A 14,126-nucleotide genomic window follows, 5' to 3' on the forward strand; every position below is an offset into this window, starting at 1 on the left:
TCAGTCCTCCGTGAGTGCCGTGAAGGCGGTTTCGAGTGTCGGAGCGGCGATCTCCAGATCGTGCGCGCCGGCGGCGAGCAGCGTGCGGGCGATGGCGTCGGAGTCGGATGCCCGCAGGCTGAGTCGATCCGCATCCAGCCGGACGTCGACGACTCCGGACGTCGCCCGCAGCGAGGCGACGAGATCCGCCGAGCCGCCGACCGCGACCGTTGCCGAGATCGTGCGCTCGCCCAGACCGACGCGCAGCCGCGCGGTCGGAGCATCGGCCACGATCGAGCCACGATGCATCACCACCGTGCGACGGGCGAACTGCTCCGCCTCTTCGAGGTAGTGGGTCGCGAAGATGATCGTGCGGCCGGCATCCGCATCCGCTCGCATCACGTCCCAGAAGTGGCGTCGCGCCGTGACATCCATGCCCGCCGTCGGCTCGTCGAGCACGAGGATGTCGGGATCGGAGACCATCGCGAGCGCGAACTTCACACGCTGCTGCTCGCCTCCTGAGCACTTCGACACGCGGCGCCGAGCGAGATGCACGAGATCGGCCCGTGCCATGACCGTGGCGCCCCTCGCCAGGGCCGCGGCGCCGTAGAGAGAAGCGATGAGTCGAACCGTCTCCTGCACCGTCAGATCCGACAGCAGGCCACCGGTCTGCAGGACGGCGGCGATCGATCCGCCCGCAGTCGCGCGCTCGGGTGTCGAGCCGAGCACGCGAACCGTGCCCTCGCTCGGCGCGGTGAGGCCGAGGAGCATGTCGAGCGTGGTCGTCTTACCGGCGCCGTTCGGTCCGAGCAGGGCGACGACCTCGCCACGACGCACGGTCAGGTCGACGCCGTCGACCGCCTGGACGCGCCGGTCGCCGCTTCCGAAATGACGGCGGACCCCCGTGAGCTCGATGACGATGGGGCTGCCTGTCGACGGATCCGTGGCCGGCCGCTCGGCGACCTGCGTCGCCGAGCCGTGCGCTGGTGTGGTGTTCATACCTCCAGCGTGGTCGCACGCAGACCACGGCGCCGGAGGTCGTTGTCACCTTCTCGGCATGACACGTGTCATGGGATTCACCCTGCCGGCAGCAGCGCTCCCCCGAGGAACTCCGCGAGCTCGCCCACACCGTCGAGCGGCAGCACGGCGGCAACGTACTGATCCGGACGCACCACGACCACGACACCGTCGCGTGACAACTCACGCTCGGCGAAGATGTCCGCGCTCGTCCACACCGTGGGACCGGCTGCATAGACCTTCTCCCAGTCGGTCAGACCGAGCGGTCCGGTCTGCGGCAGGAACAGTTCCGGCGCCGAGGTGATCTCGAACTCGTCATAGCGCTGCTGGTAGACGGCCTTGACGTCGAAGACGGCGTCGACGTCGGCACCGGCCGGCGTGAAACGCGCCAGCACGGGCGCGGCCCCGGTCGCCCAGGATGCCAAGGACGAAGCGTCGGTGTCGGCGAATGCGTAGATCCGCCAGCGGCCGTCCGCCTTCGCATGGTGGCCGAGGTGTACGGCGTTGCCGTCGCACACGCGGGTGACCTCGACCGACTTGAAGCGCTTGCCGAGCGGGAATCCTGCGGCGAGCGCCTGATGCGCCGCATCCGCGACGATCGCCGACGCGCCGTACTGCGTCATGAACCCGGAAGGGAACTCGGCCGTGGCGAGGTAGTGGGTCGCCAGGTCCTGCGGGTCGGAGATCTCCTCCGGCTTGCGCGCCATCAGCGCCGACCACTCCTTGTCGAAGTCGATGAGCTGCTGCGCCACCGGCATGCGCTCGGCGGAATACGTCGACAGCAGCGACTCCGGACTGCGCCCGGTGAGCACCGACCCCAGCTTCCAGCCCAGGTTGAAGCCGTCCTGCATCGAGACGTTCATGCCTTGCCCGGCCTTGGCGCTGTGCGTGTGGCAGGCATCGCCGGTGAGGAAGACACGGGGCGTGCGACCGGAGCCGTCGATCACGTCGTCGAACCCGTCGGTGACCCGATGGCCGACCTCGTAGACGCTGTGCCAGGCGACCTGCTTCACATCCAGGGTGTACGGATGCAGGATCGCATTGGCCTTGCGGATGATCTCCTCGATCGGCGTCTGCCGCACCTGATGGTTGTCGTCGTCGGCGACCTCGCCGAGGTCGATGTACATCCGGCTGAGGTAGCCGCCCTCGCGCGGGATGTGCAGGATGTTGCCCGCCTCGGAGTTGATCGCGCACTTGGTGCGCCAGTCCGGGAAGTCGGTGTTGACGACCACGTCCATGACGCCCCAGGCGTGCGCCGAGAACGCGCCGACGTGCGTGCGGCCGATCGCGTCGCGCACGCCGCTGCGGGCGCCGTCGCAGCCGGCGACGTACTTCGCCCGCACGGTCCGCTCCTCGCCGGTCGAGTACCGCAGACGCACCTCGACGGGGTACTCCCCCTGCTCGTGAACGGTGAGCCCGACGAACTCCACGCCGTAGTCCGGGACGATCCGCCCTGGTCCGTGGGCCGCGGCTTCGGCGAAGTAGTCCAGGACGCGCGCCTGGTTCACGATCAGGTGCGGGAACTCGCTGATCTTGAGCGCGTAGTCCTCGGTCCGCGACGTACGGATGATGTTCTGCCGATTCGCCGGATCCGGGCCCCAGAAGTTCATCCAGCCGATGTTGTAGGCCTCGGCGACGATCCGCTCCGCGAACCCGAACGCCTGGAACGTCTCGACGCTGCGGGGCTGGATGCCGTCGGCCTGGCCGAGAACGAGTCGCCCCTCGCGGCGCTCGACGATCCGGGTCGAGATGTCCGGGTACTGCGACATCTGCGCCGCGAGGAGCATGCCGGCTGGGCCGGAACCGACGATGAGCACGTCGATCTCGTCGGGGATGTCGGCCGGGCGATCGCTGCCGATGCCCGAGGCGTCCTGTACTCGCGGGTCTCCCGAGACGTAGCCGTGGTGGTGGAACTGCATCGTCGTCGATTCCTTCCGACTGCTTTGTCAGGTCTTGCTTCTCAGAATCGATTGTTCTATATTCGAACACACCGTTCTACTATTGAACACATCGTATGCGCGCGCACCTCAGAGCGCAAGAGAGCACAGGTCATGGCAGAGACTGGATCACCCGCATCGCAGACGCTCAGTCGCGGCATCCGGATCCTCGAGATCCTCGCCGACGCCCGCGGCCCTCTTGCCATCGACGAGATCGCGGCGCGCCTCGGGGTGCATCGTTCGATCGCGTACCGCCTGCTGCGCACCCTCGAAGATCATCGACTCGTGAGCCGCGATGCGGCCGGTGCCGTCAGCCTGGGGGCACGGATGGCGGCGCTCGCCGCCGGTGTCGCGCACGACCTCCAGGCCGAGGCGCTGCCCGAGCTCACGGCGGTCGCCAACGACCTCGGCATGACATGCTTCCTCGCGGTGCTCGACGGCGACGAGTGCATCACACTCGCGAGCGTCGAGCCGCGGCACGCCGTCGCGAGCGTCGCGCAACGCCCCGGCGCCCGGCATCCGGTCACCGTCGGCGCCCCCGGCAAGGCGATCCTCGCGCAGATCCCCGCATCGGAGTGGGGAACGGATGTCACCGCGCAGCTGCGTGCGGAGGTCGAAGCGACGATCCGACGCGGCTACGCCACCAGCCACGACGAAGTGATCCCCACGGTGCAGTCCGTCGCCGTGCCGCTGGTGCTCCGCGGGCATCGAGCGGCCGCGATCGCCGTCGTCCACGTCGCCACGACCCTCGACGACGCAGAGATCGCCGCACGGCTGCAGCACTCCGCATCCGTCATCCGCGAGGCGCTCGACGGCTGAGCCGTCACAGACTCCGGTCGTTGAGCGAGCTCCCTCGCTCAACGACCGGAAGGGCTCAGGCCCGCGACATCCCGTAGATCGGGCTGACCGCCTGCTCCTCCTCGTGGTCGGGACCGAGCGGGATGCCGGAGCGATCGCGCAGCAGCAGCGTCGCCACGAGCCCCAGCACGGTCATCCCGGCGAGGTACCAGGTCACCGCGTCCGTCGAGCCGGTCGCCGAGACGATGGCCGTGGCGATCGTGGGAGCGAAGGCGCCGCCGGCGATGGCGCCGATCGCGTACGAGATCGAGACCCCGGAGAAGCGGATGGATGCCGGGAACAGCTCCGTGTACAGCGCCGCCTGCGGCCCGTACGTGAACCCCAGTCCGACGGTGAGGATCGCAAGGCCCGCGAACAGCGGCAGGATCTCGCCGGTGTTCACCAGCGGGAACAGCGCGAACACCCCGCCGAGCTGCAGGATCCAGCCGATGATGTAGGTCGTGCGGCGTCCGATCCGATCGGAGATCCACCCGGCGAAGAGCGTCGAGAGCAGCCAGGTGACGGCGGAACCGGCGACCGCCCAGAGCACCGGCCCTCTCTCGAGCCCGATCGAACCCTCGGGGTTCGTGGCGTACCCCTGGATGTAGCCGCCGGTCGTCATGTACCCGACCGCATTGTTGCCGGCGAACACGAGCGCGGCGATGACGACGAGGAGGGCATGCTTCGCGAACAGCTGCACGATCGGCATCCGCGCCTTCTCCTTGCGTTCTGCGAGTTCGGTGAACACGGGGCTCTCCTCGACCTTGCGGCGCACGTAGTAGCCGACCAGGATCAGGACCACGCTGAGCAGGAACGGAATACGCCAGCCCCACGCGAGGAACTGGTCTCCCGGAGCGATGACCGTCATCAGCGCCATCACGCCCGAGGCGAGCAGCAGGCCGAGCGGCACGCCGATCTGCGGCGAAGCGCCGAACACACCGCGCTTCGATTTCGGCGCGTGCTCGACGGCCATCAGGACGGCGCCGCCCCACTCGCCGCCGGCAGAGATGCCCTGCAGGATGCGCAGGAGCACCAGGAGGATGGGGGCCGTCAGCCCGATGGCCTCATAGGTGGGCAGCACGCCGATCAGGGCGGTCGCCGCACCCATCAGGATCAGCGTCCACATCAGCACGGTCTTGCGTCCGAGCTTGTCGCCGTAGTGGCCGGCGAGGAATGCGCCGAGCGGACGGAAGAGGAAGCTGACACCGACGGTGGCGAATGCGATCAGGGCGCTGTTCTGCCCCAGCGGGGCGAAGAAGAGCTGGCCGAACACCAGCCCGACGGCGGTGGCATAGATGAAGAAGTCGTACCACTCGACAGTGGTGCCGACGACGGTGGCGAAGACGACGCGACGACGGTCGGCCGCGGTCGCGATGGTGCCGGTGGGAGTGAACCCATCGTGTGACTGCCCGCTCATGGGGTGTCTCCTTTGGTTGTGACGGCATTGTCACGGCTCGCACTCACGCTGTCTTCAGTGCTTGCCGAGGGGTAACCCGATGATATATGATTTCGAATACGACGCACAAGGCGTTGCACACAAGCGCGAGGAGGCGCCCCGTGACGGATCCCAGCACCCGCCCCGGCAAGATCATCGCGATCCATCTGAGTTACGCCTCCCGCGCCGACCAGCGCGGCCGTCGCCCGGCAGCTCCCTCCTACTTCTTCAAGCCGGCCAGCTCCGTCGGTGTCTCCGGCGGCACGGTCGAGCGCCCGGCCGGCACCGAGCTGCTCGCGTTCGAGGGTGAGATCGCGCTCATCATCGGCACCCCGGCACGGCGGGTCTCGCTCGCGGATGCCTGGGCGCACGTCGGCTGGGTGACCGCCTCGAACGATCTCGGCCTCTACGACCTCCGCGCGAACGACAAGGGATCGAACGTGCGCTCCAAGGGCGGTGACGGCTACACGCCGCTCGGCCCCGACCTCATCGACGCCCGCACGGTCGATCCGGAAGCGCTGCGCGTGCGCACATGGGTGAACGGCGACCTCCGCCAGGACGACTCCAGCGCCGGCATGATCTTCCCGCTCGCACAGCTGGTCGCGGATCTCTCCCAGCACTTCACGCTCGAGCCTGGCGACGTGATCCTCACCGGTACCCCCGCCGGGTCGTCCGTGATCGTCCCCGGCGACACCGTGGAGATCGAAGTCGATGCTCCAGACGCACCGGGCGCGCCGTCTTCGGGTCGCCTGATCACCACCGTCACACAGGGCGATGTCGCCTTCGACGCCGAACTCGGCTCACTCCCCGCCGTCGACGACCTGCAGCGTACAGAGGCCTGGGGTTCTCGGGAAGAGGCGGGACTTGCCCCTGTTTCCGACGAATCGGCGCTCTCGCCCGAACTCCGGGCGAAGCTGATGGAGGCACCGACGGCTGGCCTTTCCGCCCAGCTGCGCAAGCGCGGCCATCACTCCTGCTTCATCGACGGCGTCGCGGCGAACATCGCCGGCAGCAAGATCGTCGGCACCGCGAAGACACTCCGCTTCGTCCCGTTCCGTGAAGACCTGTTCAAGACCCACGGCGGCGGCTACAACGCGCAGAAGCGCGCCTTCGACGCCGTGAAGGAGGGCGAGATCATCGTGATCGAGGCCCGCGGTGATGACAGCACCGGAACGCTCGGCGACATCCTCGCTCTGCGCGCCCTCGCCCGGGGTGCCGCCGGTGTCGTCACCGATGGGGGCGTGCGCGACTTCGACGCCGTCGCCGACATCGGACTGCCGGTGTTCTCCCGCGGCGCGCATCCGTCGGTCCTCGGACGCAAGCACGTCCCCTGGGACGTCGACGTCACCATCGCCTGCGGCGGCGCGAGCGTGCAGCCCGGCGACATCATCGTGGGTGACGGCGACGGCGTGATCGTCATCCCGCCGCATCTGGCCGAGCAGGTCGTCGATGACACGCTCGCGCAGGAGGTCGAGGATGCCTGGATCGCCGAGCAGGTAGCGGCGGGCCACCCGGTCGACGGCCTCTTCCCGATGAACGCCGAGTGGCGCGCGCGCTACGAATCGGAGACGGGCTCGCGATGACCGCTGTCGACACACTCAGCAAGTCCGAGCAGGCATACGCCTGGATCCGCTCCCACATCTCCGCGCACACGTTCGGCCCCGGCTATCGCCTGGTGCTCGGTCCGATCGCCGAAGAGCTGGGAATGAGCGTCGTACCCGTACGGGAGGCCATCCGACGGCTGGAGGCCGAGGGGCTCGTGACGTTCGAGCGGAACGTCGGCGCGCGGGTCACCCTCGTCGACGAGACCGAGTACGCGCACACCATGGAGACGCTCGGTGTCGTCGAAGGAGTGGCCACGGCGCTCTCCGCGCCGTTCCTGGACGACGCGGCGCTCGACGCCGCCCAGGCCGTCAACGATCGGATGGCTCGACTGCTCGAGCACTTCGACGCCCATCTGTTCACCGAGCTGAACAGGCAGTTCCATGCCCTGCTCTTCGAGCCGTGCCCGAACCCGCATCTTCTGGATCTGGTGCACCGCGGATGGTCGCGGCTCTCCGGCATCCGCGATTCCACGTTCGCCTCGGTTCCGGGCCGTGCCACGCATTCGGTCGAAGAGCACACGCAGATCCTCGACCTCATCCGATCCCGCGCCGACCCGCTCGAGATCGAACTCGCCGCCCGGAACCACCGCTGGCGCACCAAGGACGCGTTCCTCGACGCGCTGCACTCCCGTTCCCGTCATTCCACCGGAGGAGACTCATGACCGCTTCACGCATCCCTGCCGACCTGCCCGACCACATCCAGCACTACATCGACGGAGCCTTCGTCGACTCGATCGACGGAGACACCTTCGATGTGCTCGACCCGGTCACCAACCTGACGTACACGACGGCTGCAGCCGGCAAGAAGGCCGACATCGACCTCGCCGTCGCCGCGGCGAAGCGCGCCTTCGACGAAGGCCCCTGGCCTCGGATGCTGCCGCGCGAGCGTTCGCGGGTACTGCACCGCATCGCCGACATCGTCGAATCGCGCGATGCGCGCCTGGCCGAGCTCGAGTCCTACGACTCCGGTCTGCCGATCACGCAGGCCCTCGGCCAGGCTCGTCGCGCCGCCGAGAACTTCCGCTTCTTCGCCGACCTGATCGTCGCCCAGGCCGACGATGCGTTCAAGGTTCCCGGCAAGCAGATGAACTACGTCAACCGCAAGCCGATCGGCGTCGCCGGACTCATCACGCCGTGGAACACGCCGTTCATGCTCGAGTCGTGGAAGCTGGGTCCGGCGCTCGCGACCGGCAACACCGTCGTGCTCAAGCCTGCGGAGTTCACGCCGCTTTCGGCATCCCTGTGGGCCGGCATCTTCGAGGAGGCAGGGCTCCCCCAGGGTGTCTTCAACCTCGTCAACGGCCTCGGTGAGGACGCCGGAGACGCGCTCGTGAAGCACCCGGACGTGCCGCTCATCTCGTTCACGGGCGAGAGCCGCACCGGGCAGATCATCTTCGGCAACGCCGCTCCCTTCCTCAAGGGGCTGTCGATGGAGCTCGGCGGCAAGTCGCCGGCCGTCGTCTTCGCGGATGCCGACATCGAAGCCGCAGTGGATGCGACGATCTTCGGCGTCTTCTCGCTGAACGGCGAGCGCTGCACGGCGGGTGCCCGCATCCTCGTCGAGCGCTCGATCTACGACGACTTCGTCGAGCGCTACGCCGCCCAGGCGAAGCGCGTGAAGGTCGGCTACCCGAACGACCCGGCCACCGAGGTCGGCGCTCTGGTGCACCCGGAGCACTACGAGAAGGTGATGAGCTACGTCGAGATCGGAAAGACCGAAGGACGCCTCGTGGCCGGCGGCGGACGCCCCGCGGATTTCCCGGAGGGCAACTTCGTGCAGCCGACCGTGTTCGCCGACGTCTCCCCCGATGCCCGGATCTTCCAGGAGGAGATCTTCGGCCCGGTCGTCGCGATCACGCCGTTCGACTCCGACGAGGAGGCGCTCGCGCTCGCGAACAACACCCGGTACGGCCTCGCGGCGTACATCTGGACGAACGACCTCAAGCGGGCGCACAACTTCGCCGGAGCCGTCGAGGCCGGCATGGTGTGGTTGAACAGCAACAACGTGCGCGACCTGCGCACCCCGTTCGGCGGTGTGAAGGCATCCGGCCTCGGCCACGAGGGCGGCTATCGCTCGATCGACTTCTACACCGACCAGCAGAGCGTGCACATCACGCTCGGCGGCGCCCACAACCCGACCTTCGGCAAGAACTGAGGACGCTGACATGACCAACCGCGACGACATGACGCTGACCTCCTCCGGGTTCTACGTGAGCCAGGAGGCGCCGATCCACCCGGACGACCCCACTCCGACGCCGACGAGCACCCCGCCGGACATCCTGCGCTGCGCCTACATGGAGCTCGTCGTCACCGACCTCGCTGCATCCCGCGTGTTCTACGTCGACGTCCTCGGCCTGTACGTGACCGAGGAGGATGACGAGGCGATCTATCTGCGCTCCACCGAGGAGTTCATCCACCACAACCTCATCCTCCGCAAGGGCCCGATCGCCGCCGTCGCCGCGTTCTCCTATCGTGTGCGGACGCCAGAGGACCTCGACCGCGCCGTCGAGTTCTACTCCGAGCTCGGCTGCGAGGTGCGCCGCAACGAGAACGGCTTCGTGAAGGGCATCGGCGACTCGGTGCGCGTGATCGACCCGCTCGGTTTCCCGTACGAGTTCTTCCACGCCACCGATCACGTCGAGCGGATGTCGTGGCGCTACGACCTGCACATCCCCGGCGAGCTGGTGCGCCTCGACCACTTCAACCAGGTCACGCCCGACGTCCCTCGTGCGGTGAAGTTCATGCAGGACCTCGGCTTCCGCGTCACGGAGGACATTCAGGATGACGAGGGCACCGTCTACGCCGCCTGGATGCGCCGGAAGCCCACTGTGCACGACACCGCGATGACCGGCGGCGACGGCCCGCGGATGCACCACGTGTGCTTCGCCACGCACGAGAAGCACAACATCCTCGCGATCTGCGACAAGCTCGGCGCGCTCCGCCGCTCCGACGCGATCGAGCGCGGCCCTGGTCGCCACGGCGTGAGCAACGCGTTCTACCTCTACCTGCGCGACCCCGACGGCCACCGCGTCGAGGTCTACACGCAGGACTACTACACCGGCGACCCCGACAACCCGGTCATCACCTGGGACGTGCACGACAACCAGCGCCGTGACTGGTGGGGCAACCCTGTCGTGCCCTCGTGGTACACCGAGGCGTCGCTCGTGCTCGACCTCGACGGCAACCCGCAGCCGGTCGTCGCGCGTACGGACTCGAGCGAGATGGCGGTGACCATCGGCGCCGACGGATTCTCGTACACCCGCGAGGGCGAGGACTCCATGCCCGAGTACAAGCAGGGCGAGTACAAGCTGGGCCACCAGCTGTGACGCTGCCTGCAGACACCATCGCGCAGATCGCGGCCGAGCTGGCCGAGGCCGACCGCGCGCACAGCGTGATCCCCCGCATCACGGCCCGGTACCCCGAGGCGACGGTCGAGGACTCGTACGCGATCCAGGGCGTCTGGCGCGATACGCAGATCGCGGCCGGCCGCCGGCTCGTCGGCCGCAAGATCGGCCTGACCTCCCGCGCGATGCAGCAGGCCACCGGCATCACCGAGCCCGACTATGGCGTGATGTTCGACGACACGGTGTACGAGTCGGGATCCGAGATCCCGGTCGACGACTTCTCGAACGTGCGCATCGAGGTGGAACTGGCGTTCGTGCTGAAGCATCCGCTCGAAGGTCCGGACTGCACCCTCGACGACGCTCTCGCCGCGATCGACTACGCCGTCCCGGCGCTCGAGGTGCTGAACTCGCACATCGAGCTGGAAGGCCGCACGATCGTCGACACGATCAGCGACAACGCCGCCTACGGAGCGATGGTTCTCGGTACCGTGCACAAGCGCCCCGACGAGATCGATCTGCGGTGGGTGCCAGGGCTGCTCTTCAAGAACGGCGAGATCGAGGAGACCGGCGTCGCGGCCGGCGTGCTCAACCACCCAGCCACCGGCGTCGCGTGGCTCGCGAACAAGTTCCACCAGCACGGCGCGCGCCTGGAGGCCGGCGAGATAATCCTGGCAGGATCGTTCACGCGCCCGATGTGGGTGGCGCGCGGCGACGAGGTGCTGTGCGATTACGGACCGATGGGAACAATCGAATGCCGCTTCATCTAGCCCCCTCCTTCCGCGCGCAACTCGCGGGATCAGACCGCCCGTTCGTGGGCATGTGGGTCTGCTCCGCCAGTCCGCTCCTCGCCGAGGTCGCCGCGGGCTCGGGCCTGGACTGGCTGCTGATCGACATGGAGCATTCCGCGACCACGCTGGAGAGCGTGCAGATGCAGCTTCAGGCGGTCGCGGCCTATCCGATCACCCCGCTCGTGCGGGTGCCGAGCAACGACACCGTCACGATCAAGCAGATCCTCGACCTCGGCGCCCAGAACCTCATCGTGCCGATGGTCTCCTCCGTCGATGAGGCGCGTGCCGCCGTCGCCGCCACGCGGTATCCCCCGCTCGGCGTACGCGGCGTCGGCAGCGCTCTCGCGCGCAGCGCACGCTGGAACCGCGTCGACGGCTACCTTCAGGACGCCTCCCAGTACACGTCCCTCACCGTGCAGATCGAGACGACGGCCGGGGTGGAAGCCGCCGCTGACATCGCCGCCGAAGACGGAGTCGACGCGATCTTCGTCGGCCCCTCCGACCTCGCAGCGTCGATGGGTCTGCTCGGCCAGCAGACGCACCCCGACGTGGTCGCCGCGGTCGAGCGCGTCTTCGCTGCGGCGAAAGCGGCAGGCACGCCGGTCGGCGTGAACGCCTTCGACCCCACCGCCGCCGACGCCTATCTCGCCGCGGGGGCAGATTTCGTCGCCGTCGGCGCCGACGTGGCGCTTCTGGCCCGAGCATCCGAAGCTCTGGCCGCTCGATTCATCCGCCCGGCGGGTGCGCGCACCAGCTACTGAGCAGGGACAGCCAGAAAGTCCTTGATCGCCGCGCGCAGCGCGGGAATGTTGCTGATCATCGGGTAGTGTCCGCCGGCGATCTCGACGATGCGCGGATCGCGCAGCCGCGCGGCGTAGCCACGCTGCAGCTGCGGCGGGATCTCCTTGTCGCCAGCGGTGAGAACGTAGGTCGTTCTCGGCACCGCCGCGAGCGCGGCGTTCGACGCCACTCGACTCAGGAAGTAGCTGCGCGGTTCCGGCTCGAGATCATCGATGAAGCGCCGCACGGTTTCTTCGTCGACGCCGGCTCCGAGACCGTTACGGAGTGCCGACTCCGGCGGCCTGGTTCCCGCGAGCCGAAGGATCAACGGGAGGATCACCCGATTGGGGAACGGCAACGACGACGCGAACGAGGCGTCCGCCTTCGGGATGATGGCCGCGACCGCCAGAACGCCACGGATCCGCTCGGGGGCGAGGCGCGCCACCTCGCTCGCGACGACGCCGCCGGCGGAGTGAGCGATGAGGGTCAGGTCTCCCTCGGGGGCGGCGTCCAACGCGGCCCGCGCATAGTCGGTGACCGTCGCGTTCTCGACGGTCGGTCGCGGCGCCACCGTGGCGGGGGCGGACAGTCCTCCGACGACGTCGTCCCACGCCCATGCGGGGAGACCGGCACCGGAAAGCAGAAGCAGAGAAGTTGTCATGTGAGTGAACCTATCCAGAGAGACCGACTAGCAAACGTCGGCTTTAGAGTGAATGTCGTGGCATTCTCCAAATCGACCGATCCCCACCTGACGCTCAGGCGGATCGAACGGCAGCACGCACTCATCGAGGAGCTGCGACGCCGTCGAGGTGCGCCGCGATCGGCACTGTCCCTCGGCTCGGCTCTGGGTGTCACCGCACGCACCGTCGAACGAGACATCGCCCGGATGCGCGAGAGCGGCATCCCGATCCGCGTGCAGCGGGGCCCCGGCGGCGGCTATCTGTTCGACGTCCGTTCGGACATCGGCCCGATCCTGCTCGAGCCTGGCGAGATCGCCGCCCTTCTCGTCGCGCTGGTCGCGCTCGGGCCGACCGCGACGGACTCCGCGCGCACGAGCATGCACAAACTCACCCTCGCCCTGATGCCGACCGGAGATTCATGAGTCCCGCAGACACCACCGTCAAGACCCGCGGCCTGGGCGCGATGCAGGACCGGAACTTCCGATGGTTCTTCCTCGCGCGGGCGATCACGCTGATCACCGGGTCGATGTCGTCGATCGCGCTCGCGTTCGCAGTGCTCGACATCGACAACGATGCTCGTTCGCTCTCGCTCGTGCTCGCCGCGTTCACGATCAGCAACATCGTGTTCGTGCTCTTCGGCGGGGTCATCGCCGATCGACTGCCGCGAGCGCTGATCATCCAGTCCTGCTACGTCGTCGACATCCTCTCCATCGGAACGATCGCCGCGCTCCTGTTCACCGGGACGGCGACGGTTCCGTTGATCGCGATCCTCGCCGCGATCAACGGAGCATCCACCGCCTTCGTGCTGCCGGCGATGCAGGGCCTCATCCCGCAGCTGACCACGCCGGAGCACTTGCAGCAGGCGAACGCGATGCTCTCATTCGTGCGCTCGATGGTGACGATCGGCGGCCCGATCATCGCGGGTGTGCTCGTGGCGACGGCGGGCCCTGCCTGGGCGATGGTCGTCCAGGCAGCCGGCTGGGTCGCCGCGATTCCGATCCTGGCCCTCGTGAAGCTGCCTCCTCCCGCACACGGCGGAGGGACGACGATGTTCCACGATCTGCGCGTCGGGTGGCGGGAGTTCTGGAGTCGATCGTGGCTGTGGGCGATCGTGCTCGCGTTCATGGTGATGAACGCGATCCACGTCGGCGCCTGGGGCGTGGCCGGACCGTACATCGCGAAGAACAACGACCTGCTGGGTATCTCCGGCTGGGGCTGGGTGGTCAGTGCCGAGGGCGTCGGCGTCCTGCTGATGACGCTGATCCTGATGTGGTTCCCGCTGAAGAAGCCGCTCCGCTACGGAATGATCGGGATGGCCGCGTTCGCCATTCCGCTGACCGTGCTCGGCGTGCACCCGGCTGTCGTGCTGCTCGCGATCGCGGCGTTCATCGCGGGGGCGGGCGCCGAGGTCTTCAGCACGGGGTGGAACCTCGCGATGATGGAGAACATCCCGGGCGAGAAGCTCTCCCGGGTCTCCAGCTACGACATGCTGGGCAGCTTCGTCGTGATGCCGATCGGCACGCTGATCTACGGTTGGCTGATCACGCATGCGGATGCCGCGACCGTTCTCATCACGTCGGGCATCGTGTACGCGGCCGTGGCATTGGCGACTCTGGTCGTGCCGAGCGTGTGGCGGATGGGTCGCCCGACGGATGCTCCGCTCGCCGACGCGGGCTGACCGGGCGCCATCGCCTCGCGCACTGGCGCATTCATAGCGACCCGCGC

At 68.1% G+C, this 14,126-nt stretch carries 13 protein-coding genes; 9 read left to right on the forward strand and 4 right to left on the reverse strand.

The genetic code is table 11. The features are described from left to right. Positions 1–978, reverse strand: coding sequence for an ABC transporter ATP-binding protein (locus MRBLWO13_RS18565; protein WP_341975569.1), 978 nt, complete (start codon positions 976–978; stop codon positions 1–3). A 77-nt stretch (positions 979–1,055) separates the two neighbouring features. After that, entirely contained in the window at positions 1,056–2,915 is a 1,860-nt protein-coding gene (locus MRBLWO13_RS18570) for an FAD-dependent monooxygenase (protein ID WP_341975570.1), read from the reverse strand. Between the two features lie 132 nt (positions 2,916–3,047). On the opposite strand from MRBLWO13_RS18570, the gene MRBLWO13_RS18575 reads away from it, so the two are divergent. Further along, complete coding sequence (locus MRBLWO13_RS18575) at positions 3,048–3,752, forward strand: helix-turn-helix domain-containing protein (protein WP_341975571.1); 705 nt, start codon at positions 3,048–3,050, stop codon at positions 3,750–3,752. A 55-nt stretch (positions 3,753–3,807) separates the two neighbouring features. Here the strand turns inward: MRBLWO13_RS18575 and MRBLWO13_RS18580 are convergent, their stop codons facing one another. After that, entirely contained in the window at positions 3,808–5,187 is a 1,380-nt protein-coding gene (locus MRBLWO13_RS18580; RefSeq protein WP_341975572.1) for an MFS transporter, read from the reverse strand. Positions 5,188–5,327: 140 nt separating this feature from the next. Here MRBLWO13_RS18580 and MRBLWO13_RS18585 point away from each other — a divergent pair, with 140 nt between their 5' ends. Genes MRBLWO13_RS18585 through MRBLWO13_RS18610 form a run of 6 tightly spaced genes read left to right on the forward strand, consistent with a single transcriptional unit; the run spans position 5,328 to position 11,702 of the window. Then, a complete protein-coding gene (locus MRBLWO13_RS18585; protein WP_341975573.1) occupies positions 5,328–6,788 on the forward strand; it encodes a fumarylacetoacetate hydrolase family protein in 1,461 nt (486 codons plus the stop codon). Then, positions 6,785–7,471: a GntR family transcriptional regulator gene (locus MRBLWO13_RS18590; RefSeq protein WP_341975574.1), complete on the forward strand. Its 687-nt coding sequence runs from the start codon at positions 6,785–6,787 to the stop codon at positions 7,469–7,471. Before MRBLWO13_RS18585 ends, MRBLWO13_RS18590 begins: the two co-directional genes overlap by 4 nt. After that, positions 7,468–8,964, forward strand: a complete 1,497-nt coding sequence (hpaE, locus tag MRBLWO13_RS18595; protein WP_341975575.1) for a 5-carboxymethyl-2-hydroxymuconate semialdehyde dehydrogenase — start codon at positions 7,468–7,470, stop codon at positions 8,962–8,964. The genes MRBLWO13_RS18590 and hpaE overlap by 4 nt, the downstream gene beginning before the upstream one ends. Before the next feature lie 10 nt (positions 8,965–8,974). Next, the gene (hpaD, locus tag MRBLWO13_RS18600) at positions 8,975–10,135 is read left to right on the forward strand and encodes a 3,4-dihydroxyphenylacetate 2,3-dioxygenase (protein WP_341975576.1); all 1,161 of its coding nucleotides are present in this window, start codon (positions 8,975–8,977) and stop codon (positions 10,133–10,135) included. Positions 10,136–10,137: 2 nt separating this feature from the next. Next, positions 10,138–10,920: a fumarylacetoacetate hydrolase family protein gene (locus tag MRBLWO13_RS18605; RefSeq protein ID WP_341978499.1), complete on the forward strand. Its 783-nt coding sequence runs from the start codon at positions 10,138–10,140 to the stop codon at positions 10,918–10,920. After that, complete coding sequence (locus tag MRBLWO13_RS18610; protein WP_341975577.1) at positions 10,905–11,702, forward strand: HpcH/HpaI aldolase/citrate lyase family protein; 798 nt, start codon at positions 10,905–10,907, stop codon at positions 11,700–11,702. Before MRBLWO13_RS18605 ends, MRBLWO13_RS18610 begins: the two co-directional genes overlap by 16 nt. Here MRBLWO13_RS18610 and MRBLWO13_RS18615 read toward each other — a convergent pair. Then, positions 11,696–12,382: an alpha/beta hydrolase gene (locus MRBLWO13_RS18615; RefSeq protein WP_341975578.1), complete on the reverse strand. Its 687-nt coding sequence runs from the start codon at positions 12,380–12,382 to the stop codon at positions 11,696–11,698. The genes MRBLWO13_RS18610 and MRBLWO13_RS18615 overlap by 7 nt on opposite strands. A gap of 57 nt (positions 12,383–12,439) precedes the next feature. Here MRBLWO13_RS18615 and MRBLWO13_RS18620 point away from each other — a divergent pair, with 57 nt between their 5' ends. After that, positions 12,440–12,823 (forward strand): HTH domain-containing protein, encoded by a 384-nt coding sequence (locus MRBLWO13_RS18620; RefSeq protein ID WP_341975579.1) that lies wholly within the window; start codon positions 12,440–12,442, stop codon positions 12,821–12,823. Then, the gene (locus tag MRBLWO13_RS18625) at positions 12,820–14,079 is read left to right on the forward strand and encodes an MFS transporter (protein ID WP_341975580.1); all 1,260 of its coding nucleotides are present in this window, start codon (positions 12,820–12,822) and stop codon (positions 14,077–14,079) included. Before MRBLWO13_RS18620 ends, MRBLWO13_RS18625 begins: the two co-directional genes overlap by 4 nt. Positions 14,080–14,126 lie beyond the last annotated feature (47 nt).

The organism is Microbacterium sp. LWO13-1.2, from assembly GCF_038397725.1.
GTDB lineage: Bacteria > Actinomycetota > Actinomycetes > Actinomycetales > Microbacteriaceae > Microbacterium.

Bases quoted from the DNA above. Each gene is read 5' to 3' on its own strand.
- MRBLWO13_RS18565 (WP_341975569.1), bottom strand. From the start codon at position 978: ATGAACACCACACCAGCGCACGGCTCGGCGACGCAGGTCGCCGAGCGG.
- hpaE (WP_341975575.1), top strand. From the start codon at position 7,468: ATGACCGCTTCACGCATCCCTGCCGACCTGCCCGACCACATCCAGCAC.
- MRBLWO13_RS18575 (WP_341975571.1), top strand. From the start codon at position 3,048: ATGGCAGAGACTGGATCACCCGCATCGCAGACGCTCAGTCGCGGCATC.
- MRBLWO13_RS18590 (WP_341975574.1), top strand. From the start codon at position 6,785: ATGACCGCTGTCGACACACTCAGCAAGTCCGAGCAGGCATACGCCTGG.
- MRBLWO13_RS18570 (WP_341975570.1), bottom strand. From the start codon at position 2,915: ATGCAGTTCCACCACCACGGCTACGTCTCGGGAGACCCGCGAGTACAG.
- hpaD (WP_341975576.1), top strand. From the start codon at position 8,975: ATGACCAACCGCGACGACATGACGCTGACCTCCTCCGGGTTCTACGTG.
- MRBLWO13_RS18615 (WP_341975578.1), bottom strand. From the start codon at position 12,382: ATGACAACTTCTCTGCTTCTGCTTTCCGGTGCCGGTCTCCCCGCATGG.
- MRBLWO13_RS18610 (WP_341975577.1), top strand. From the start codon at position 10,905: ATGCCGCTTCATCTAGCCCCCTCCTTCCGCGCGCAACTCGCGGGATCA.
- MRBLWO13_RS18625 (WP_341975580.1), top strand. From the start codon at position 12,820: ATGAGTCCCGCAGACACCACCGTCAAGACCCGCGGCCTGGGCGCGATG.
- MRBLWO13_RS18580 (WP_341975572.1), bottom strand. From the start codon at position 5,187: ATGAGCGGGCAGTCACACGATGGGTTCACTCCCACCGGCACCATCGCG.